Origin of the sequence: Streptomyces sp. GbtcB7, assembly GCF_019091445.1 — a bacterium.
In the GTDB taxonomy this organism is placed as follows: Bacteria; Actinomycetota; Actinomycetes; order Streptomycetales; family Streptomycetaceae; genus Streptomyces; species Streptomyces mirabilis.
This window is the reverse complement of the sequence record NZ_JAGXJM010000002.1, coordinates 285,512-308,226: the sequence shown is the minus strand read 5'-3', so window position 1 is coordinate 308,226 and position 22,715 is coordinate 285,512. Positions and strand designations below refer to the sequence as shown.

15 protein-coding genes are annotated in these 22,715 nt (G+C 70.5%); 13 read left to right on the top strand and 2 right to left on the bottom strand.

From position 1 onward, the window contains the following. Positions 1 to 82: 82 nt before the first annotated feature. From KVT44_RS04280 to KVT44_RS04250, 7 genes are all read left to right on the top strand, one after another. The gene (locus KVT44_RS04280) at positions 83 to 1,282 is read left to right on the top strand and encodes an ROK family transcriptional regulator (protein WP_095852121.1); all 1,200 of its coding nucleotides are present in this window, start codon (positions 83 to 85) and stop codon (positions 1,280 to 1,282) included. A gap of 133 nt (positions 1,283 to 1,415) precedes the next feature. Then, entirely contained in the window at positions 1,416 to 2,513 is a 1,098-nt protein-coding gene (locus tag KVT44_RS04275; protein WP_121414766.1) for a sugar ABC transporter substrate-binding protein, read from the top strand. A 202-nt stretch (positions 2,514 to 2,715) separates the two neighbouring features. Beyond that, complete coding sequence (locus KVT44_RS04270) at positions 2,716 to 3,507, top strand: ATP-binding cassette domain-containing protein (protein ID WP_168512090.1); 792 nt, start codon at positions 2,716 to 2,718, stop codon at positions 3,505 to 3,507. Continuing rightward, positions 3,504 to 4,796 (top strand): sugar ABC transporter permease, encoded by a 1,293-nt coding sequence (locus tag KVT44_RS04265; RefSeq protein ID WP_099920202.1) that lies wholly within the window; start codon positions 3,504 to 3,506, stop codon positions 4,794 to 4,796. The genes KVT44_RS04270 and KVT44_RS04265 overlap by 4 nt, the downstream gene beginning before the upstream one ends. Before the next feature lie 195 nt (positions 4,797 to 4,991). Then, on the top strand, positions 4,992 to 6,923 hold the full coding sequence (gene dxs, locus KVT44_RS04260) for a 1-deoxy-D-xylulose-5-phosphate synthase (protein ID WP_217566148.1): 1,932 nt from the start codon (positions 4,992 to 4,994) through the stop codon (positions 6,921 to 6,923). Between the two features lie 153 nt (positions 6,924 to 7,076). After that, positions 7,077 to 8,597, top strand: a complete 1,521-nt coding sequence (locus KVT44_RS04255) for an amino acid permease (protein WP_099920201.1) — start codon at positions 7,077 to 7,079, stop codon at positions 8,595 to 8,597. Between the two features lie 74 nt (positions 8,598 to 8,671). Further along, a complete protein-coding gene (locus KVT44_RS04250; RefSeq protein WP_217566147.1) occupies positions 8,672 to 10,138 on the top strand; it encodes a glycosyltransferase family 39 protein in 1,467 nt (488 codons plus the stop codon). A gap of 81 nt (positions 10,139 to 10,219) precedes the next feature. Here KVT44_RS04250 and KVT44_RS04245 read toward each other — a convergent pair whose 3' ends face one another. Next, on the bottom strand, positions 10,220 to 10,594 hold the full coding sequence (locus tag KVT44_RS04245) for an NTP pyrophosphohydrolase (RefSeq protein ID WP_217566146.1): 375 nt from the start codon (positions 10,592 to 10,594) through the stop codon (positions 10,220 to 10,222). A 180-nt stretch (positions 10,595 to 10,774) separates the two neighbouring features. Between KVT44_RS04245 and KVT44_RS04240 the strand changes: the two genes are divergently transcribed. Continuing rightward, entirely contained in the window at positions 10,775 to 11,899 is a 1,125-nt protein-coding gene (locus KVT44_RS04240) for a hypothetical protein (RefSeq protein WP_217566145.1), read from the top strand. Between the two features lie 112 nt (positions 11,900 to 12,011). Here the strand turns inward: KVT44_RS04240 and KVT44_RS04235 are convergent, their stop codons facing one another. Continuing rightward, positions 12,012 to 13,115 carry an LCP family protein gene (locus KVT44_RS04235; protein WP_217566144.1) on the bottom strand — a complete coding sequence of 368 codons (1,104 nt, stop codon included), beginning with the start codon at positions 13,113 to 13,115 and terminating at the stop codon, positions 12,012 to 12,014. A gap of 447 nt (positions 13,116 to 13,562) precedes the next feature. On the opposite strand from KVT44_RS04235, the gene KVT44_RS04230 reads away from it, so the two are divergent. From KVT44_RS04230 to KVT44_RS04210, 5 genes are read left to right on the top strand one after another with little or no spacing between them, the layout of a single operon-like run. Continuing rightward, positions 13,563 to 15,257: a stealth family protein gene (locus tag KVT44_RS04230; protein ID WP_308313909.1), complete on the top strand. Its 1,695-nt coding sequence runs from the start codon at positions 13,563 to 13,565 to the stop codon at positions 15,255 to 15,257. Positions 15,258 to 15,272: 15 nt separating this feature from the next. Further along, complete coding sequence (locus KVT44_RS04225; protein WP_217566143.1) at positions 15,273 to 16,886, top strand: sugar phosphotransferase; 1,614 nt, start codon at positions 15,273 to 15,275, stop codon at positions 16,884 to 16,886. Continuing rightward, complete coding sequence (locus tag KVT44_RS04220) at positions 16,883 to 18,646, top strand: stealth family protein (protein ID WP_217566142.1); 1,764 nt, start codon at positions 16,883 to 16,885, stop codon at positions 18,644 to 18,646. The genes KVT44_RS04225 and KVT44_RS04220 overlap by 4 nt, the downstream gene beginning before the upstream one ends. After that, positions 18,643 to 20,736 carry a glycosyltransferase family 4 protein gene (locus KVT44_RS04215; protein ID WP_217566141.1) on the top strand — a complete coding sequence of 698 codons (2,094 nt, stop codon included), beginning with the start codon at positions 18,643 to 18,645 and terminating at the stop codon, positions 20,734 to 20,736. The genes KVT44_RS04220 and KVT44_RS04215 overlap by 4 nt, the downstream gene beginning before the upstream one ends. Further along, positions 20,733 to 22,694, top strand: a complete 1,962-nt coding sequence (locus KVT44_RS04210; protein WP_217566140.1) for a PIG-L family deacetylase — start codon at positions 20,733 to 20,735, stop codon at positions 22,692 to 22,694. The genes KVT44_RS04215 and KVT44_RS04210 overlap by 4 nt, the downstream gene beginning before the upstream one ends. Positions 22,695 to 22,715 lie beyond the last annotated feature (21 nt).

The following is a 22,715-nucleotide window of genomic DNA, read 5'->3' as shown; positions in this document are numbered from 1 at the left end:
AACCCAAACAGCTCAGCTTAGAGTTCACTAGTTGGACATAGGCGGGGCCTCATCGTGGCGGCCTCGTACGCGGGAGGTCGTCGTGGAGACTCCGGGGTCGCAGTCGTCGCTGCACCGAGCCAATCTGGAGCGCGTCGTACGTGCGGTGCGCCTTGCCGGTTCGCTCACGCAAGCGGAGATCGCGAGGACGACGGGCCTCTCCGCCGCGACCGTTTCCAATATCGTCCGGGAGCTCAAGGACGGCGGAACGGTCGAGGTCACCCCCACTTCGGCGGGTGGCCGCAGGGCCCGCAGCGTGTCCCTGAGCGGTGACGCCGGCATCGTGATCGGCGTCGACTTCGGTCATACGCATCTGCGCGTCGCGGTCGGGAACCTCGCCCACCAGGTGCTGGCCGAGGAGTCCGAGCCGCTGGACGTGGACGCGAGCGCCGCACAGGGCTTCGACCGGGCGGAAGAGCTGGTCAGTCGCCTGATCGCGGCGACCGGGGTGGACCGGTCCAAGATCGCGGGCGTGGGGCTCGGCGTGCCCGGTCCCATCGACGTGGAGTCGGGGACCTTGGGGTCCACCGCGATCCTGCCGGGCTGGACCGGTGCGAAGCCCGCCGAGGAGCTGCGGGGGCGGCTCGGCGTGCCCGTGTACGTGGACAACGACGCCAACCTGGGCGCGCTCGGCGAGCTGGTCTGGGGCAGTGGGCGCGGGGTCAAGGACCTGGCGTACATCAAGGTCGCGAGCGGTGTCGGCGCCGGGTTGGTGATCGACGGCAAGATCTACCGCGGGCCCGGCGGCACGGCAGGTGAAATCGGACACATCACCCTTGATGAATCCGGTCCTGTCTGTCGCTGTGGCAACCGGGGCTGCCTGGAGACCTTCACGGCGGCGCGCTATGTGCTGCCGCTCCTGCAGTCCAGTCACGGCACCGATCTGACCATGGAGGGCGTCGTCAGACTGGCCAGGGACGGAGACCCGGGCTGCCGTCGGGTGATCGCCGATGTCGGCCGTCACATCGGCAGTGGAGTCGCGAATCTCTGCAATCTGCTCAACCCGAGCCGGGTGGTCCTCGGCGGCGATCTCGCCGAGGCCGGGGAACTGGTTCTCGGGCCCATCAGAGAGTCGGTCGGCCGCTACGCGATCCCCAGTGCCGCACGTCAACTCTCGGTGCTGCCAGGGGCACTTGGCGGTCGTGCGGAGGTCCTCGGGGCGCTCGCTCTCGCACTCAGCGAGATGGGCGATTCGACCCTTTTGGACGGATCGCTGTCCGCAGCGGCCCCTGCCTTCACTTAGAGAACGCATGGCACCGTTGCCATCTCGTTAAGTATTTACTTCTTGACGTCGCACGCGTGGCCGAGTTGACTTCCAGCCACCTCGGCCGCAACGACGCGGCCTCGTCAGGGAGGTTTCAAGAGTGAACACGCGTATGCGTCGTGCCGCGTTTGCCGTTGCCGCTGGTGCGATGGCCGTTTCGCTGGCTGCTTGTGGCAGTGCCAAGGAGTCCGGTGGCAAGAGCGACAGCTCCAGCTCCGCCAAGAAGGGCGACGCGATCAAGGTCGGTCTGCTCCTTCCCGAGAACCAGACCGCGCGTTACGAGAAGTTCGACAAGCCGCTGATCGAGAAGAAGGTCAAGGAGCTTACGAACGGCAAGGGCACGGTCCAGTACGCCAACGCCAAGCAGGACGCCACCACGCAGGCCCAGCAGGTCGAGACGATGATCACCGACAAGGTGGACGTCCTGATCGTCGACGCTGTGGACTCCGCGGCCATCAAGAACTCGGTCCAGAAGGCCAAGGACGCCGGCATCCCCGTCGTCGCCTACGACCGTCTCGCCCAGGGTCCGATCAGCGGTTACACGTCGTTCGACAACACGACCGTCGGCAAGACGCAGGGTGAGGCCCTCCTCACCGCGCTCGGCTCCAAGGCCAAGTCCGGCAAGATCGTGATGATGAACGGGTCGTCCACCGACCCGAACGCCGCCCAGTTCAAGGCCGGTGCCCACTCCGTCCTCGACGGCAAGGTGAACATCGGCAAGGAGTACGACACCAAGGACTGGAAGCCGGAGAACGCCAACGCCAACATGGAGGGCGCCATCTCCGCCCTCGGCAAGAAGAACGTCGTCGGCGTCTACTCCGCCAACGACGGCATGGCCGGCGGTATCATCACGGCCCTGAAGGCTGCGGGCATCTCCGTCCCGGTCACCGGCCAGGACGCCGAGCTCGCGGGTGTGCAGCGCATCATCGCCGGTGAGCAGTTCATGAGCGTCTACAAGCCGTACGCCCCCGAGGCCGACGCCGCCGCCGAGATGGCTGTCGCGCTCGCCCAGGGCAAGTCGCTCGACACCGTCGCCAAGGACAAGGTCGACAGCCCGACCGACAAGGCGATCCCCTCGGTCATCGTCGCGGTCGTCTCGCTGACCAAGGACAACATCAAGGACACCGTCCTCAAGGACGGCGTCTACACGGTCAGCGACATCTGCACGAGCGCCTACAAGGCCAAGTGCGACGCGCTCGGCATCAAGTAGTCCGAGCAACTGAAGTAGCCGCCGCAAGTCTCTATCCACGTACGGGAATTCGTTCTTGAATTTCCGTACGGGACTTGCGTCATAGAAGCCCCTCCGGCGCCCCGCATCCATCAGCCCCGCAAAGCTAGGGCGGGGCGCCGGACGGAACACCCCCCTCCACAAACTTCTGCACAACCTCCCGCCGGGTCAGGCGGCGAAGGAGATGGTTAACGTGTCCGCTACGCCTGTCCTGGCGTTGCGCGGGGTCTCCAAGCGATTCGGTGCCGTCCAGGCGCTCACCGATGTAGAGCTTGAGGTCCACGCCGGTGAAGTGGTCGCCCTGGTGGGCGACAACGGCGCCGGAAAGTCCACGCTGGTGAAGACGATCGCCGGCGTGCACCCCATCGATGAGGGCGCCATCGAGTGGGACGGCAAGACCGTCCACATCAACAAGCCGCAAGACGCCCAGGGCCTCGGTATCGCGACCGTGTACCAGGACCTGGCGCTGTGCGACAACATCGACGTCGTCGGCAACCTCTACCTGGGCCGGGAGCTGAAGAAGCGCGGCATCCTGGACGAGGTCGAGATGGAGCGCCGCTCCCGCGAGCTGCTGGACACGCTGTCCATCCGTATCCCCAGCGTCCGCATCCCGATCGCCTCGCTCTCCGGCGGTCAGCGCCAGACCGTGGCGATCGCCCGTTCGATGCTCGGCGAGCCCAAGCTCGTCATCCTTGACGAGCCCACCGCGGCCCTCGGTGTCGAGCAGACCGCCCAGGTGCTCGACCTCGTCGAGCGGCTGCGTGAGCGCGGTCACGCTGTCATCCTCATCAGCCACAACATGGCGGATGTGAAGGCCGTGGCCGACAAGGTCGCCGTCCTGCGCCTCGGGCGCAACAACGGCATCTTCGAGGTCAAGTCGACCTCGCAGGAAGAGATCATCTCCGCCATCACGGGCGCCACGGAGAACGCCGTGACCCGTCGTGCGGCGCGCAGCAATGGGGAGGCTCAGAAGTGAGCATCGACAAGACCTCTGAGACCCCCGAGGACCACGTCGTGGAGAACCCCGAGGCGGCCGCCGCGGCGGTCACCGCGGTCGACCCCCGGCTCCTCGTGCGCGAGCAGGGCTTCGCGGGCTACGCCTCCGAGTTCAAGCGCAAGATGAAGGCCGGTGACCTGGGTTCCATCCCGGTCGTCCTCGGCCTGGTCATCATCTGGATCATCTTCCAGAGCCTGAACTCCAACTTCCTCACCGCGGGCAACCTGTCCGACATCTCCGTCGCCATGGTCGGCACGGGCATGATCGCCGTCGGTATCGTCTTCGTGCTGCTGCTCGGTGAGATCGACCTGTCGGTCGGTTCGGTCTCCGGCGTCGCGGGCGCCGCGTTCGCGGTGCTGAACGTCACGCACGGCATGAACGAGTATCTGGCCTTCGTGCTGGCCATCCTCACGGGCACGGTCGCGGGCGCGATCCACGGCTTCGTGTTCGCGCGCATCGGTGTGCCGGCCTTCGCCGTCACCCTGGCGGGTCTGCTGTTCTGGAACGGCTTCATGCTCCAGATCCTGGGCAGCAACGGCACCATCAACCTGGACAGCAACGGCCTCGTCGCCAAGCTGACCAGCTACTACTTCACCGATGTCGCCGCCGCCTACGTGCTCGCCATCGGCGTCACCGCCGTGTTCTTCCTCAGCTCCTTCTACGGCAACAAGCGCCGCGAGGCCGCGGGTGTGCCGTCCCGGCCGCTGAGCGAGACCATCCTGCGCACCGCGCTGCTGGCGATCGTCGCCTTCGCCGTGGCGATCACCTACAACCAGTACAAGGGCCTTCCGCTGGCCGTGGTGATCTTCATCGCGGTGCTGCTGATCACGGACTTCGTGCTGCGCCGGACCGCGTACGGCCGGAAGATCTTCGCGCTCGGTGGCAGCGTCGAGGCCTCCCGGCGTGCCGGTATCAACGTGGAGATGGTCCGCATCTCGGTCTTCGCGATCTCCGGTACGTTCGCCGCCATCGGTGGTCTGTTCATCGCCTCGAAGATCGCCTCCGCCAACCAGGGCGCGGGCGCGGGTGACCTCCTGATGAACGCGATCGCCGCGGCGGTCATCGGTGGCACCAGCCTCTTCGGTGGTCGCGGTCGTACGTGGAACGCGCTGCTGGGTGTGCTGGTGATCGTGTCCATCCAGTACGGTCTGGCGCTGCAGGGCATCGCGTCGCCGATCCAGTACATGATCACCGGTGGTGTGCTTCTCGCCACGGTCGTCATCGACGCCGTCACCCGCAAGACGCAGAAGACGGCGGGGCGCGCGTAGCGGTTTGCAGGGAAGCTGCGGGCCGGCTGTGGCTGGTCGCGCAGTTCCCCGCGCCCCTGAGGGGCGCGCTGCACGCAGCCTCCTTTGACCTGTGCCCGGTACCAATGGCGGTGCCGGGCACAGTCATGTCCTGGCGGAACATTAGACTCGACAGGCCCGGCAAAGCTCGAACAGCTCTACTGCAAGGAGGCACGGGTGCCGCTGCTGACCCGCATCAGGGGACCGCGCGATCTGGACCGGCTCAGCCTGGAGCAGCTGGACCAGCTGGCCGGCGAGATCAGGACCTTTCTGGTCGACGCGGTCTCCAAGACAGGCGGCCACCTCGGCCCCAATCTCGGTGTCGTGGAGCTCACCATCGCCCTGCACCGCGTCTTCGAGTCGCCGAAGGACAGGGTGCTGTGGGACACCGGTCACCAGTCCTACGTCCACAAGCTGCTCACCGGCCGTCAGGACTTCTCGAAGCTGAAGATGAAGGGTGGCCTGTCCGGCTATCCCTCGCAGGCCGAGTCCGAGCACGACGTGATCGAGAACTCGCACGCCTCCACGGTCCTCGGCTGGGCCGACGGTCTGGCGAAGGCCAACGAGGTGCTCGACAGGGACGACCACGTGGTCGCCGTCATCGGTGACGGCGCTCTCACCGGCGGTATGGCCTGGGAGGCGCTCAACAACATCGCGGACGCCAAGGACCGCCACCTGGTCATCGTCGTCAACGACAACGAGCGTTCGTACGCCCCCACGATCGGCGGCCTGGCGAACCACCTGGCGACCCTGCGCACCACGGACGGCTACGAGCGCTTCCTCGCCCGGGGGAAGGACCTCCTGGAGCGCACGCCGGTCGTCGGCAAGCCGCTCTACGAGACCCTGCACGGCGCGAAGAAGGGGCTCAAGGACTTCATCGCCCCGCAGGGCATGTTCGAGGACCTGGGCCTGAAGTACGTCGGCCCGATCGACGGCCACGACATCGAGGCCCTGGAGTCGGCGCTGGCCCGCGCCAAGCGCTTCGGCGGCCCGGTCATCGTGCACTGCCTCACCGAGAAGGGCCGCGGCTACCAGCCGGCCCTGCAGGACGAGGCGGACCGCTTCCACGCCGTCGGCAAGATCCACCCCGACACGGGCCTGCCGATCGCCTCCTCCGGCGCCGACTGGACCTCCGTCTTCGGCGAGGAGATGGTCAAGCTCGGCCAGGAGCGCAAGGACGTGGTCGCCATCACGGCCGCGATGCTCCAGCCGGTCGGCCTCGACAAGTTCGCCAAGGTCTTCCCCAAACGGGTGTACGACGTCGGCATCGCGGAGCAGCACGGCGCCGTGTCCGCGGCGGGTCTGGCGACCGGCGGACTGCACCCCGTCTTCGCCGTCTACGCGACCTTCCTCAACCGCGCCTTCGACCAGGTCCTGATGGACGTGGCCCTGCACAAGTGCGGCGTGACGTTCGTGCTGGACCGCGCGGGTGTCACCGGCACCGACGGCGCCTCGCACAACGGCATGTGGGACATGTCGATCCTTCAGGTCGTGCCGGGTCTCAGGCTCGCCGCGCCGCGTGACGCCGACCAGGTCCGCGCCCAGCTGCGCGAGGCCGTCGACGTGACCGACGCGCCGACCGTGGTCCGCTTCTCCAAGGGCGCGGTCGGTCCGGCGGTGCCCGCGGTGGGCCGGATCGGCGGCATGGACGTGCTGCGTGAGCCGGGCACCGACGCGCCCGACGTGCTCCTCGTCTCCGTCGGCGCCCTCGCGCCGATGTGCCTGGAGATCGCCGGCCTCCTCGACCAGCAGGGCATCTCCACGACCGTCGTCGACCCGCGCTGGGTCAAGCCGGTCGACGAGGCCATGACCCCGCTCGCCGAGCAGCACCGCGTGGTCGTCACCGTCGAGGACAACTCCCGGGTGGGCGGCGTCGGCTCGACGATCGCGCAGGCCCTGCGCGACGCGGGCGTCGACGTCCCGCTGCGCGACTTCGGCATCCCGCCGCGCTTCCTCGACCACGCCTCGCGCGCCGAGGTCATGGCGGAGATCGGCCTGACGGCACCGGACATCGCCCGTCAGGTCACCGGTCTCGTCTCCAAGCTCGACGGCCGCTTCCCGGGGGCCGCCGCGCAGGCGGTGGACTCGGTGGAGCCCGCCCGCGACTGACGTACCACGCTCGAACGCAGGTCCATCGGGCCGGTTTCGCCACCCCGCACGGGTGGCGAAACCGGCCCATTTGCGTGAAATCGACCGCATCGGGGCATGCGCGGTAGACGCCCCCTCGATCATGTCGAGGACATCAAGCGTGGAGGTACGCCCGTGAGCAGCACCCTCTTCAGGACTAAGAAGGTCGAACAGTCGATCTTGGACACTGAGGAGCCGGAGCACGCACTCAAGAAGTCGCTGTCGGCTCTGGATCTCACCGTCTTCGGCGTCGGTGTCATCATCGGAACCGGCATCTTCGTCCTCACAGGCAAGGTCGCCAAGGAGAACGCGGGCCCCGCGGTGTCGCTGGCGTTCGTCGTCGCGGGTGTCGTCTGCGCCCTGGCGGCGCTGTGCTACGCGGAGTTCGCCTCCACGGTCCCGGTGGCGGGGTCCGCTTACACCTTCGCGTACGCCTCGCTCGGTGAGCTGCCCGCCTGGATCATCGGCTGGGACCTGGTGCTGGAGTTCGCGCTCGGTACGGCGGTGGTGGCCGTCGGCTGGTCGGGGTACGTGCGCTCGCTGCTGGACAACGCGGGCTGGCATCTGCCGGACTATCTCAGCGGGCGTGAGGGGTCCTCCGGGTTCGGCTTCGACATCCTCGCCGCCGCGCTGGTGCTGGTGCTCACGGCGATCCTGGTCATCGGTGTGAAGCTCTCCGCCCGCGTCACCACGGTCGTGGTCGCCATCAAGGTCACCGTCGTGATGATCGTGATCATCGCGGGCGCCTTCTTCATCGTGGGCGACAACTACACGCCCTTCATCCCCAAGGCGCAGGCCCAGAAGGCGGGCGGCAGTCTCAATGCCCCGCTCGTCCAGCTCATCTTCGGCTACACGCCCACCAACTTCGGCGTGATGGGCATCTTCACCGCCGCCTCCGTCGTCTTCTTCGCCTTCATCGGCTTCGACGTGGTGGCGACGGCCGCAGAGGAGACCAAGAACCCGCAGCGGGACATGCCGCGCGGCATCCTGGGCTCGCTCTTCATCTGCACCGCTCTCTACGTGGCCGTGTCGATCGTCGTCACCGGCATGCAGAGATACGACCGGCTGTCCATCGACGCCCCGCTCGCCGACGCCTTCAAGGCGACGGGGCACCCCTGGTACGCGGGCGTCATCAGCTTCGGCGCCGCCGTCGGCCTGACCACGGTCTGCATGATCCTGCTGCTCGGCCAGACCCGGGTCTTCTTCGCGATGAGCCGCGACGGACTGCTGCCGCGGTTCTTCTCCCGGGTCCACCCCAGGTTCCGCACCCCGCACCGGCCGACCATCCTGCTCGGCGTGATCATCGCGATCCTGGCGGGCTTCACCAGCCTCAGCGAACTGGCCGAACTGGTCAACATCGGTACGCTCTTCGCCTTCGTCGTCGTCGCGATCGGCGTCGTCATCCTCCGCCACACCCGCCCCGACCTGCCCCGCTCCTTCCGCACCCCGCTGGTCCCGCTCGTCCCGATCGTCTCCGTCCTCGCCTCGCTCTGGCTGATGCTCAACCTGCCGGCCGAGACCTGGCTGCGGTTCGCCACCTGGATGGTGATCGGCTTCGTCGTCTACTTCCTGTACGGCCGCTCGCACAGCCGTCTCGGGCGGCACCAGGAGACGACCGGGGCCGCGGTGCACCCGCCACGCCCCGACACCCAGTGATCGGCCCCTATTGATGCTCCGACCCCGTATGTCCCGCTTCGGTGGAGACCGCGGGGCCGGATAGCGTGCACCGTATGCTCGCCGGGCTCCTGGAAACACCACGCTCCGCAGCCGCGTCACGGATGTCGGGCCCCGGCTACTGGAGACGGCTGCTGCCCGTCCTCGGGGTGCTGGTCTGTCTCACCCGGGCCCCCTCCTTCGTACGGCCGCTGTGGAACCCCGACGAGGGCTATCTCGCCGTACAGGCGCGGATACTGGCGGGCGGGGGAGAGCTGTACGAGACCGTCGTGGACCGCAAGCCGCCGCTCGTGCCGTGGCTGTACGAGGCGGCGTTCGCGGTGTTCGGTTCCGGTTCGCTGACGTCCGTGCGCGTCCTCGCGATCGTGGCCCAGCTGTCGACCGCCGTGCTGCTGGCCTCGCTGGCCCGGCGTCGCTGGGGCGATTCGGCCGGGCGCACGGCCGGGGTGCTGTACGTGCTGGTCTCGATCGGGCTCAACCCCGAGGACGCGCAGGCGGCGACCTTCGAGGTGTTCATACTGCCCTGCACGACGGCCGCGATGTGGTGCGCCGACCGGTGCCGCTGGGGGGCCGCGGGGGTCGCCGTGGCCTGCTCCTTCCTGACCAAGCAGACCGGCGGGGTGGTGCTCGTGCCGGTGCTCTGGATGCTGTGGCGGCAGGAGACGGCCCTCCGAAAGGGCATGCTGTGGCTGGGAGTTGGCGTGGTCGCCCCGGTCCTCGGCGCGGCGCTGCTCACCACGCCGGCGGGTTTCCTGTTCTGGACGGTCACCGGTTCGGGTGCCTACGTCTCCTTCAGGGGCTCCGAACTCCACGTCCTGTCACGGGGGTTGACCAACACGGGGATCCTCGCGGCGGCCTGCGCGGGCCTGATCCCGCCGATCCTGCGGGCGCTGCGCGTGGCCCGCACCGGTGCGGCCGAACTCTGGCTGTGGCTCGGCGCGTCGGCGGTGGCGGTCCTGGTCGGCTTCCACTTCTTCGGCCACTACTACCTGCAACTCATTCCGTCCGTGGCCCTGTTGGCGACGGCCGCGCTCCAGATCCTGCCCCGCGACCGCCTGGTGACCGCCGTCTTTGCCTCGGTCGGCTGCTGCGCGCTGTTCCTGGCCTGGGGCCTGCTCGCGCCACGCCCCGAACTCGGGCACGCCCAGCGTCTCGCCGCCGCCCTGGACCACCGTACGGATCCCGGGGACCGCGTCCTCGTGTGGGGCATACACCCGGAGACGTACTGGCTGGCGAACCGGACCCCCGCCAGCCGCTATCTGACCGCCGGGCTCCTCACCAACTACAGCGGGGGCCGCGACGGTCCCCAGGTCGGCGAGAAGTACGCCGTCGAGGGCGCCTGGCCGGTGTTCCGCGCGGAACTGACGGCGCACCCACCGGCCCTCGTCGTCGACGACTCCCGGGGCAAGCCGTACGCCCCCGACCGGGTCGGCTCGCTGCGCCGGCTGCTGGCCGCGGGCTACGAGGAGGCGGGCACGGTGGACGGGGCGGTGCTGTACGCCCGCACGGGGCCGCCGGACTGACCCCGGGGCCGCGCCGCTCATCCGGGCTCGCCCCACCCGCTCGCCCGCCGACCTGCCCCGGCCCGGCGGTCGCGCACCGGCTCAGGACGGCCCCCGTACCGTCCGGGGTCCCGCCACCTCCGCACCCGACTCGGTCACCCTGCGCCGCAGTTCACGGTCGGCCGTGACGACCAGGACGGGGCGGTCACCGGCCTCGGTCACCACCTCCACGATGCGGTCGTCGCCGCTGCCGGGTGCCTCCACGACCCGTACACCGGGGACGGACTCCACTCCCTTGGCCGCGCCCTCCACCACGAGGACCAGCTCCACCGGATCCTCGTGCCCGGGCAGTCCGTCCTGGGCGAGCCGGTCCCGCAGCCGCTCCGCGGCACCCCGGCGGTCGCGCCACCAGCCGTCCGGGACGGAGCCGACGACGTTGGCGGCGTCGATGATCACGAGCAGGGGCTGGTCGGTCATCCGACCAGCGTCGCATGAACAGCCGTATGGACATCCGTTTGAACAGTCGTTTGAACGGCCGTCGCACAAGCTTGAGGAAACGTTCATCCTATGATGGGGCGCGCTCGGCCTCCCGTGTGCCCGCACGCGGAGGCGGCAGGGGAGCCGCGCCGAGTGTCATGGGAAAGGGCAGGTCACGTCATGCGGACCAGATCCGGGCGCGCCGCCGTCCGGGGCAGAGCGAAGGTCGACGCCGACGCACCCGGGGGAGCCGGGCGGCACGTGGCGGACACCGTCGTCGGCGGCCCCTGGCTGGTCCTGGGCAAGGACGGCAGGCTCAGCGCGTACGCCCACGGCCGTGCGGGGCTGCTGCGCTGGACCGAGGTCCGGCGGGGCGGCTCGCGGTGGACGGGCCCGGACGTCTTCCCGGCGGCCGATCTGACGTGGGTGTCCGTGGCCCAGGGAGCCGACGGCTACGTCCACTTCCTCGGCCGGCGCGAGGTCCGCAAGGGGGACGGACCGTCCGCCGTCGAGATCGTCCACGCCATCCAGTACCAGACCGACCGCCCCGTCACCGAGTGGCGCTCGCTCGGCAATCCGCACAAGGACCGGGACAAGGCGGCGCGGCTCGGCGTCCCGTCCGGAGCGGTGGGCCCGGACGGCACGGTGCACGTCTTCGTGCGCAACGCCGGGGGCGGTGTGATGCTGCGCCGGGAGCTGCCGGGCGGCAAGTGGGGCCCCTGGACCGACCTCAAGGGCAGCCGCGTACAGGATCCGGTGGCCGCGGTGGTCCATCCCTCCGGTCGCGTGGAGGCGATGGCCGGGGGTGACGGCTGTGTCATGCGCTGGGTCCAGGAGGAACCCGGCGGGGACTTCCGGCAGGCCCCGAACATCCCGCTCGCGGTGGCTCCCGGCAGCGCCGTCGCACTGGCGACCGGGCCCGACCGGGCGACGTACTACTGGACCGACCCGGCCACCGGCGGGATCGTCGCGCACCGGCCGGGGAGTTGGGTGATCCCGCTGGGCGGCGCGCCGGCCGGGGAACCCGTGGTGGCGCTCCGCGCGGTCCTCGACGGCTACGACTGCACGGTGCTGGCCCATCGCGACCTCGACGGTCAGCTCATGCTGGCCGCCTGCGGCACGGAGAACGAGCAGGCCGGGCTGTGGTGGTCACCCACCGGCGAGCGCTGCGTGGGCGCACCGGCGGCGGCCCTCGACGCGTACGGGCGTGTCGTGCTCGGGATGATCGGCGCGGACGGTGCGTTGTGCGTCGCGCGGCAGAACGGTGGCGGGGGTCTGGTGATGGACCCGTCCATCCGCGTCTGACAGCGGAACGGATGGAACGGGCCCGACGGAACGGGCCCCAGGACCTGGACCGCGCACGCCGTTTCTACTCAGAGCGGCTCGGTCTGGTCGGCGCGGGTCCCCATGCCGTCCGTCAGGACTTGGTGCCGCCCGTCGCGGGTGACTTCTTGGCCGACTCGGGGACGGTCTCGTCCTCGCGCAGGGCCTTCCAGAGCCGGCCGGCCTGCGGCTGCGCGGCCACGACCCGGTTGGGGTCCTGGGTGTCGTACTGGACGGGCAGCATGATCGTTTCCATGCTGCCGGGGTCGATGGCCTTGAGGCTGCCCCCGTACTTGGCGAGCTTGGTGAGGGAGCCCAGGCCGGAGTCGGTGGTCAGCGCCTTGGTGGCGGAGCTGGCGATGTCGTACAGCTTCGTCGGGCTGCCCAGCACGTCCTGGCGCTTGACCTCGGCGAGCACGGCGAGCATGAACTTCTGCTGGAGGCCGATGCGTCCGAGGTCGCTGCCGTCGCCGTAGCCGTAACGGGTGCGGACGAGCTTGAGGGAGTCGGTCCCGTCCAGGTGGTGGGTGCCCGCGGTCAGGTCGAGTCCGGTCTTGGAGTCCTTGATCGCCTCGTCGAGCTTGATCGTCACTCCGCCGAGGGCGTCCACGAGGTCCTTGAACCCGGCGAAGTCGATCTCCATGTAGTGGTCCATGCGGATGCCCGAGATCGACTCGACGGTCTTCACCACGCAGGTCGGACCGCCCATTGAGTAGACGGAGTTGAACATCACGCGCTTCGCCGCGGGCAGGTGTCTGCCGGAAGCGGTGGTGCAGGCGGGGCGGCTGACGAGCGTGTCGCGGGGAATGCTCACCGCGGTCGCGCGCGTGCGCCCCTCGGGTATGTGCACCACCAGCGCGGTGTCGGAGCGCGCGCCGCTCACGTGCCCGGTGTTGAGGGCCGCGTTGGCGCCGGACCGGGAGTCCGAGCCGAGCACCAGCAGATTCTGGCCACTGGTCGGCACCTTCTCGGGGCGGTCGTCCCCGAGCGCCTTGTCGATGTCGACGTCGGAGAGGTTCGAGTTGAGGCTCTCGTACATCCACCAGACCGTTCCGCCCGCCCCGAGCAGGACGACGGCCAGGCCCAGGGCGATCCAGCGCCACACCCGGCGGCGCCGCGGCGGCTTGCCGTCGCGCTTCGACGGCGCGCGCCTCGATCTACGGGGGCCCGACTCCGTCTCCGTCAGGGCGTGCGTCATTCCGCGGTGTCCTCTCGCTGCCGGCTCGCTGCCGAAAATCGAACGGGGGAGGGCGCGAGTGGGGGGAGAGGCCGAGCCCGAGGCGGCTCACGTGCCGCGATGTGGCTGAACTATAGACCGACTTTCGAACAAGCTCGGCGGCGGCCGGTTCATGAGGGCGTTACCGGAGGTTCACCCCAGCTGTGGACAGCTGTGTGTTTTCTGTCATTTGTAATCACTGTTGACAGTTGAGGATTCACCTAGTGATGATGTGCCAGACCTGTGAAGGTTAAATCTTTGGTGTGAATGGCACCGTCGATGTTGACGGTGTGGACGCGGTCGCGGATTCGAGCCGGGGGGCACGAGGGCGGGCGACCGTGAAGGTGCTCGCCGTCGGTTTCCGGCCAGGCGAGGAACGAGGAGGGTGGCTGTGCCGCTGCATGCGTCTGCCCATGAGGGGCAGCGGGTGTGACGACCGTTTCCGACCCCGCCGTCCATCGGGCGGTGGGTGACTCCGGCGGTGCCTCGGGGGCTCGCACCGGTGCCGCCGAGCAGGCCTCCGCCCGGCCGGGGCACGCCGCGCCCGACCCCGAACGGGGCGACGTCTACGTCGAGCCCGGCCTGACCCCGCTCTCCGCCCGCGAGGCGAACCGCAGTGCCCTCACCGCGCTGCTCGCCTCGGCCGGCGTCGGGTACTTCGCGGTGCGCGGCACCTCGGACCACGGCACCGTCGTCGCCGTCGCCGAGGAGGACCGCGAGCGGGTGCTCGGTGTGCTGTTCCGGGGCCTGAGCCAGTACCCGGGACACCTGAGCGTCACCGATCCCGACAGACCCCGCCAGGCCGGCCCGGTCTCCTCGCGCGACCCGAAGGCCTGGCGCGAGGTCGCCACCGCGCGCGTCCTCCAGGTCAGCTGGTCGCGCACCGACCCCGGCCGCCATCTGCTGCTCGGCCACGAGTACGGCTGCGCGATCGAGTTCTGGCAGCGTCAGGGCACCCATCTCGTGGCGCCCCGCGCCAACCGCGTCACCTGGGCCGTCGCCGCCGACGGCGTGAACGTCCTGGGCGCCGCCCGGCTGTTCAGCCGGTTCGTGTCGGACTGGACCGAGCGCCGTCTCGCGCCCGCGCTCGCCACCCGGCCCGAGTTCCTGGTGAACTGCGCCGACGACATCGCCTTCCCCGTCGACGCCGTCTACACCTGGGTGGACGGCAACGATCCCGCCTGGAAGCAGCGCAAGGCGCAGGCGAAGGGCGAGGTCTACCACGCGGAGTCGGCGAGCGACGCGCGCTTCATCAGCCGCGACGAGCTGCGCTACTCGGTGCGCTCGCTGCACCTGTTCGCGCCCTGGATCCGCAACGTCTACATCGTCACCGACGACCAGGTCCCGGACTGGCTGCGCGAGGACCTGCCGGGTCTGCGCATCGCCACCCATCGCGAGATCTTCCGCAACCCCGCGGACCTGCCGACCTTCAACTCGCACTCGATCGAGAGCCAGCTCCACCACATCGAGGGGCTCGCCGAGTACTTCCTGTACTTCAACGACGACATGTTCATGGGCCGCCCGGTGGCGCCGCACGCCTTCTTCACGCCGAGCGGCACCGCGCGCTACTTCCCCTCCCGCAACCGCATCCCGCAGGGGCCGGTCGTCGCGACCGACACCCCGGTCGACGCGGCCTGCAAGAACAACCGCGCGCTATTGAAAAAACGTTTCGGCAGGGTGATCACCCAGCCCATGGAACACATCCCGTACGCCCTGCGCCGCAGCGCGATGGACGAGGCCGAACGGGACTTCCCCGAGGCCTGGGCGAGGACCTCCGCGAGCCGCTTCCGGGCGATGACGGACCTCTCACCGACCTCGTCCTTCGCGCTCTACTACGCGGCGCTCACCGGACGGGGCCAGCCGGGCTCCATGCCCTTCACCTATCTGCAACTGGCCGTGCCCGACCTGGCCGACCGGCTGCAACGACTGCTCGACGGCAGGGACCAGGACACCTTCTGTCTCAACGACGCCTTCTCCACACCCGAGGACATCGAGGCCCAGCAGGAACTGCTGGACGGATTCCTCAACGCCTACTTCCCCACCCCGAGTCCCCACGAGATCGGCCCGCACGAGGTGGGCCCCGGCCCACTCGACCCCGACCCCTCCGGTCCCCACGAGCGATGAAACGGAGTTCATGACGTGTCCGACCCGACGTCGATGAGCTCCGCGGCCCACGTCTACAAGCGACTCGTTCCCCAGCCACTGCGCTCCGCCGCGGCCGGCACCGTCCCCCTGCGGGTCCGCCGCAAGGTCAAGCGCGGCCTCGCCCGGACCCTCGGCCGCCGCGAGGCCCGGCTGCACCGACGCGCGCTGCGCCGGGTGCGCAAGGCGGAGTTCGGGCACTCCGAGCGCCGGATCACCGCCCCCGACGGGCGGGTGGGCCACGTCCACACCGGCCTGACGATCGACCTCGCCCGCCGCCTCGACCACGACCTGGTCACCTTCGCGCTGGACGCCGCCGACATCCCGTGGTTCGCGGTGCCCGCGCTCGACGACCGCCGGATCTGCCTGGCCGTGGAACAGCGCGACAAGGGCGCCGTACGCCGTGCCCTGCGCGCGTTGATGGAGGAGCACACCGGATACGTCGTCTCGGTGTCCCCCGCGAAGAGCGACACCGAGACCGTCCCCGCCAGCCATCTGAAGGCCTGGAAGCACTTCGGCAAGGCCAAGGTGATCCGCCTGACCTGGCTGCGCACCGAGCCCACCGAGAACCTGTGGGTCGGTGAGGACCAGGGCATCGAGATCGAGTTCTGGACCGTCAACACCGACCTGCCCCAGGAACGGCTGGTCGGACCGCGCCCCAACCGGGTCCAGCGCACCGTCCCGAGCGACGCGCTCGGCATCGAGATCGGACTCGACCGGCTCTCCGGGTACTGCGACATCGACGGCGACATGGACCCGACGATCACGCTCGAGGACTTCGACATCCCCCGGCTGGAAGAGATCACCTTCCCCGTCGACGCGGTCCTCCTGTGGCAGGACCCCACCCCCTGGGGCGAGGAACTGCTGCGCGCCGCGCTGCGCTCGCTGCACCAGTACGCGCCCTGGGTCGACGTCGTCCACGTGCTCGCCGAGGCGCCGGTACCGGGCTGGCTGCGCGCCGACGACCGGCTCGACATCGTCCGTGCGGCGCCGGGCGCCGAACGGACCCTGCACCAACTGCCCGACCTCGCCGACCACTTCCTGCTGCTGCGCCCGGGCGCCCTGATCGGCCGCCCGGTCCGCCCCTTCGACTACTTCACCCCGCACGGCGCGACCCGCCCCCGGCGCGGCCCCTGGAACGCGGAGGAGTCCTTCGCCCCGTGGACCCGCGCCGCCTACACGGCCACCGGCCGCGTCACCGCGCACGGCTACACCGCGGGCCCCCAGCCCTACCGCCGGGACACCCTCGCCCGGCTCGCGGCGGCCGGCGCCACCCCGCCCGAACTCGCCGACGGACAGCGGCTGCCCGCCGTACCCGGCACCCACCCCATGGACGGGCTCGTCCACCACTTCGGGTACGTCGCCGGGCTCGCCGACCCCTCCGGCGAGGCGTCCGTGCTGCTGCACGCGGCCCTGCCCGGGATCGAGAACCGTCTGGAGCGACTCCTCGTCCGCCGGGACACCCAGCAGATCCACCTCTTCGGCCTGGGCTCCGAAGAGGCACACCGCCGGGGCGGCACCGACGCCGTCCACCACTTCCTCCGCCGCTACTTCCCCGTCGCCTCCGCCTTCGAGCACGGGGAACCCGAAGACCCGGACACGCATTCGTGAGCACTGGCAATCCCGAGGCATCCGCCGCGGTCGGGGTGTACCGCACCCTGGTCCCCACCGGCCTCAGACGCCGGATCGCACGGCGCGTGCCGATGCGGCTGCGCATGGCCCTCAAGCAGCTGCTGCGCCGGCTCCAGTCCGTCACCCTGGGGGCCCGGCTCTTCCGCGGCCTGCGGGCCCGCCGCCGCTGGCCGCAGCTGTTCGGCGAGGGCGAGCGGCTCGCGGTGCTCCCCGGACGGGGCGCGCAGATCGCCCTCGTACGCCCCACGGTGTCGCCGCTCGGACTGCGCGAGGCCAACCTCGAACTGGTGGCGACCCTGCTGGAGGAGGCGGGCGTCGACTACTTCGCGATCCGCGGCAACTCCGACTTCCGCTCCAGCCTGGCCGTCGCCGAGGCCGACCGCGACCGGGTCCGCAGAGCCCTGGACCGCTCCGCGCGCACCGGACCCGTCTACGTGAGCGCCTGCCACGGCGACAAGACGACGGGCCGTACGGCGCTGTGCGGCTCCCGGCGCGGCCGGCACGTCACCCACGCCTCACGGGTGCTGCGCGTCGGCATGGTGTGGAGCGACCCGAAGGGGACCCTCGTCCTCGGCCTGGAGTACGGCTGCGACCTCGAGTTCTGGCAGCCGAGCGAAGGGCGTCTGGTGGCCCCCCGCCCCAACCGGATCACCGAGGACGTCGCCCCCGACGAGCCCCGGGTCACCATCCCGGTCAGCCGGCTCACGGGCTTCGCCGCCCTGCACACCCGCCGCACCCGCTCGGTGCGCACCATCCGGCCGTGCGCCGACGCGCTCCCCGAGGACGTCCGCTTCCCGATCGACGTCGTCTACACCTGGGTGGACGGCAACGACCCCGCCTGGCAGCAGCGGCGCGCCGCGTTCGGACACGGCGGCTATCACACCGAGTCCGCGAACGCGGCCCGCTACATCAGCCGCGACGAACTGCGCTACTCACTGCGCGCGCTGGAGCAGAACGCCCCCTGGGTGCGCCACGTCTACGTGGTGACGGACCGCCAGCGTCCGGCCTGGCTCAACGACCGCCACCCGCGCGTCACCGTCGTCGACCACTCCGAGATCTTCGACGACCCCAGCGCGCTGCCCACCTTCAACTCCCACGCCATCGAGAGCCGGCTGCACCACATCAAGGGCCTGTCCGAGCACTTCCTCTACTTCAACGACGACATGTTCCTGGGCTGCCCCGTCACCCCCCAGGACTTCTTCCTCTCCAACGGCATGACCCGTACGTTCTTCTCGCCGTCCCAGGTGCCCCGCTGGGACCTCACCCAGGGCGACCGCCCGGTCGACGCCGCGGGCAAGAACAACCGGCGCCTCATCCTGGACAACTTCGGCTCGGCCATCGTCCAGAAGCTGCGGCACGCGCCCTACGCGCTGCGGCGCAGCGTCCTTCAGGAGATCGAGCGCGAGTTCGCCGACGCCCACCGGCAGACCTCGCTCAGCCGCTTCCGCAGCGCCACCGACATCTCCATCCCGTCCTCGCTCTACCACTACTACGCCTACTTCACCGGCCGGGCCGTGCCCTCGACCATCGGCTTCGCCTACCTCGACCTGGCGAAACCCGAGATCCAGCGGCGCCTCGGCATCCTGCTGGCCCGCCGCGACCGGCAGGCGTTCTGCATCAACGACACTCTCTCCGACGGCCAGGACACCGAACGCCAGACGGCCATGCTCAGACGATTCCTCGACGCGTACTACCCCGTGCCCAGCCCCTTCGAGCGGAAGGAACCCGAGATCCGGTGAAGATCTCCTTCCTCATCAACAACATCTACGGCATCGGGGGCACCAACCGCACGGTCATCAACCTCGCCGAGGCGCTCGCCGTCCGCCACGACGTGGAGATCGTCTCCGTCTTCCGGCGCGCGACCACCACCAAGTTCGAGATCTCGCCGCGGATCACCGTGCGCGCCCTCGTCGACCTGCGCCCCGGCTCCGCCGACCGCGGCGCCGCCGGCAGCGACGAACCGAGCGAAGTGGTCCCGCGCCAGGAGGAGTTCTACGCGCAATACAGCAGGTTCACCGACGAGCGCATCATCCGCGACCTGCAGAAGACGGACGCCGACGTCGTCGTCGGCACCCGCCCCAGCCTCAACCTCTTCGTCGCGGCCCACACCCGCGACGGCGCACTGCGCGTCGCCCAGGAACACATGACCCACCTGGCCATCCCGCCCGCCGTACGCGCGGAGATGGCCCGCGTCTACCCACGCCTGGACGCCGTCACCACCGTCACGGAGGCGGACGCCCGGTCGTTCCTGGAGAACACCCCCATCCCCGGCATCCCCGTGGTGGGCATCCCCAACAGCGTCCCCCAGCCCGCCGTACCGCCCTCCGACTGCGCGCACAAGGTCGTCGTCAGCGCCGGCCGCATGCACCACATCAAGCGCTACGACCTCCTCATCCGCGCCTTCGGCATGCTCGCCGAGGAGTTCCCCGACTGGCAGCTGCGCATCTACGGCGACGGCGGTGAGGCGGGCAAACTCCGCACCCTGGTACGGGAACTGGGCCTCGCCGGCCGCGCCCTGCTGATGGGCGGCTTCTCACCGATCGAGTCCGAGTGGGCCAAGGGGTCGATCGCGGCGGTCACCTCCAGCGCCGAATCCTTCGGCATGACCCTCGTCGAGGCCATGCGCTGCGGCCTGCCCGTCGTCTCCACCGACTGCCCGGTGGGCCCCCGGGAGATCCTGCGCGACGGCGAGGACGGCTTCCTCGTCCCCAACGGCGACGCGGAGGCGATCGCCCAGGGCCTGCGCCGCCTCATGGCCGACGAGGCGCTGCGCCGCGACATGGGCGCCGCCGCACTGCGCAACGCCGCCCGCTACGACCCCGCCGCCGTCGCCGCCCGCTACGTCGACCTCTTCGAGGACGCCGCCCGCCGCGCCGCCGCCGCCCGCGGCTACCGCGCACCGGCGGGCCCCAAGGAGGCCGCCACCGCCCAGGTCACCGTGCCCCCGGTCTCCCTCGGCGCGGCCACCGTGGACGTCACCGCGGACGACGCGGGCTGGCTGCGGTTCGCCGCCGACGGCCCCGGCGAGGGGCGGCAGCGCTGGCAGTTCGTGCTGCGCCACAAACCCTCCGACGACGACCGCCGCCCCGACCTGCCGCTGCGCACCGTCCGCAGAACACTCGACAACGGCGGCACCCGCTACACGGCCGCCCTCACCCCGTCCGCCCTCGACGAACTCGGCGACGGACGCTGGCAGGTGACCATGCGCAGCCCGAAGTCGTCCGTCGTGCACATGAAGGCCGGCCTGCGCGACACCCGGGCGCTCATCGACGCCCGCGCCCGCCTCATGGCCCGCCCGACGACCCGCTCCGTCGGCTGGAACCTCCCCTACGCCCAACCCAACGGCCGGCTGATGCTGCGCACCGTGCTGCGCCAGGAACACGCCGAGTGCACCTCGGTCGAGGTGACCGACACCGGCATCACCCTGGCGGGCGTCCTGTGCGGCGAGCGCCGGGTCGAGCCGGGCGCCCTCTTCGTGGTCAGCCGCCGGGGCCGGTACGAGAGGAACCTCACCGTTCCCGTCGAGATCCTGGGCCGCCAGGGGTTCCGCGCCGAGGTCCCCGTCCGCCGGATCGTGGACCTGCGCCTCGCGCGCTGGGAAGACTGGGACTGGTGGCTCCAGCCGAACCCCGCCGACCGCCGCAAGGTCCGCGTCTGCCACCTCCTCGAGGACTTCCCCGACGTCAAGGGCGCCTACGCCTATCCGTCCGTCCCGCTCGTCGGCGACGAGCCCTCCCCGTACGCCGTCGTCCACCCGGCACGCCCGGTGTGGGTACGGCCCTACTGCTCCGCCTCCGGAGCCATGGCCATGAATGTGGTGGACCGATGAACCAGACGACTCGCTCCCTCCTGCACATCGTCGCCCACCAGGACGACGACCTGTACTTCATGAACCCCGACCTCGTCAGATCCCTGCAGGACGGCGACCTCGTCACCACGGTCGTCCTCACCGCCGGCGAGGGCGACGGGATCAACGCCGACACCAACGACCCCGAACGCGCCGCGCTCCCGCCGGACTTCACCGGCTACAGCACCGAGCGCGGGTGCGGACTGCGCTCCGCGTACGCCCGGATGGCGACCGGCGACCGTGACAGCCCCTGGCGGCGCGAACCCGTCGACCTCGTACCCGGGTTCGCCGCCGAGCGGTTCACGCTCGCCGACCGGGACGGCGTGTGCCTGTACTTCCTCCAACTCCACCAGGGCGCGCCCACCGACCGCGGCCGCACCCGGATCCACGAGCTGTGGGAGGGCGCCCTGCGCACCCAGGCCACGCTGCCGGTGCGCGGCTGCACGGTCGGCGAGGTGCAGCACGTCACCCGGGAACAGGTCGTCGGCGCGCTGACCGCCCTGCTGGCCCACGTCCGCCCCACCGTCGTACGGACCATGGACCCCGACCCCGAACACGACGGCGGCAAGGAGGAGTACGTCTGCTCCGACCACGTCGACCACACCGCCACCGCGCACTTCGCGCTCGCCGCCCTCACCCGGCACCGCGAGGCGGGCCACACCCCGGTCGTCGAGCACTACCGCGCCTACGCCAACCGCTTCTGGGGCTACAACCTCGACTCGGCGGCGGTCTCGGAGAAGGCCGCATACCTGGCCACCTACGCGGGCCTCGACGCACCCCAGGCCTGCCCGCACGGCACCTGCGAGCGGTGCGGCGACCGGCAGTTGGGGCCGAACCCCTTCCGCAGCACGCACATGAGAAGCGCCGCCTACCGCTACTCGCCCACGACCGACTGGCTGCGCCTGGGCCCCGACGGCCGGCTGAACGCCTTCGGGGTGCTCGCCGGACGGCTCGCCTTCTGGACGGAGACCGCCCCCGCGAGCGGCGAGTGGAAGGGCCCCTTCGTCCTCGGCGACGGCTGGATCGCCCCCACCCTCGCCGTCACCGGAGTACCCGGCGGCCCCGCCGAACTCGTCGGCCTGCGCCGCCAGTCGGTGGTCGGCAGCGGGGTCACCGTCGACGTCGTCCACACCGTGCAGGATCCCGACGGCAACGGCTTCAGCGGCTGGCGGACCCTGGAGAACCCGGACTGGTCCCACGGCGACGGCCGCCGCCAGCGCGAGGTGGGCGTGCCGTCGGCCGCCGTCGACGGCATGGGCCGACTCCACGTGTTCGTGCGCGACTTCGCCCAGGGCATCAGCCTGCGACGCCGCGACACCACGGGCGCCTGGGCCCCCTGGGAGAACCTCGGCGGCTCCTTCGTCCAGGACGCGGGCACGGCCCTGACCACCGAGAACGGCACGGTGGAGCTGTACGTCCCCGGCAAGAACACCGTATGGCGCTGGTACCAGCCCGAACCCGGCGGCCCTTTCGCCCTCGACGACACCCTCAAGACCGGACGCCCCGCGACCGGCGGCATCACCGCCGTCGACTCGGGCGGCGGCCGCACCTGCCTGTACTACCGGGAGGCCGGCACCCAGCAGGTCATGGCCTACCGCCAACACGCCGACGGCCGCTGGCCCGGATCCGGCGCCGGTCTTGGCGGCCACGGCGGTACGGGCGCCGTGGCCGCGCTGTGGGCACCCGAACGCGGCGCCCGGGAGGCGTACCTGGCCCACCGGGGCAGCCGTGGCCGCCCCGTCGTGTCGCTGCCCGACCGCGACAAGGACATCTCCGGCACCCACTGGCGCGAGTCCGGCGACATGTTCACCCACGCCCCCGCGATGGCACGGGACGCCGCGGGCGCCGTCGTCCTGGCGGTCATCGGCACCGACGGGCGCCTGCACGTCCGCCGCCAGCTGTCACCGGCCGCGGGCAGCCCCCTGGGCCCCTGGCGATGACGAGAGGGCCCCGGATTAAAG

Coding starts and splice junctions, on each gene's coding strand:
- KVT44_RS04250 (WP_217566147.1), top strand. CDS start 8,672: ATGCTCGCCGGGCTCCTGGAAACACCACGCTCCGCAGCCGCGTCACGG.
- KVT44_RS04210 (WP_217566140.1), top strand. CDS start 20,733: ATGAACCAGACGACTCGCTCCCTCCTGCACATCGTCGCCCACCAGGAC.
- KVT44_RS04235 (WP_217566144.1), bottom strand. CDS start 13,115: ATGACGCACGCCCTGACGGAGACGGAGTCGGGCCCCCGTAGATCGAGG.
- KVT44_RS04240 (WP_217566145.1), top strand. CDS start 10,775: ATGCGGACCAGATCCGGGCGCGCCGCCGTCCGGGGCAGAGCGAAGGTC.
- KVT44_RS04270 (WP_168512090.1), top strand. CDS start 2,716: ATGGTTAACGTGTCCGCTACGCCTGTCCTGGCGTTGCGCGGGGTCTCC.
- KVT44_RS04275 (WP_121414766.1), top strand. CDS start 1,416: ATGCGTCGTGCCGCGTTTGCCGTTGCCGCTGGTGCGATGGCCGTTTCG.
- KVT44_RS04245 (WP_217566146.1), bottom strand. CDS start 10,594: ATGACCGACCAGCCCCTGCTCGTGATCATCGACGCCGCCAACGTCGTC.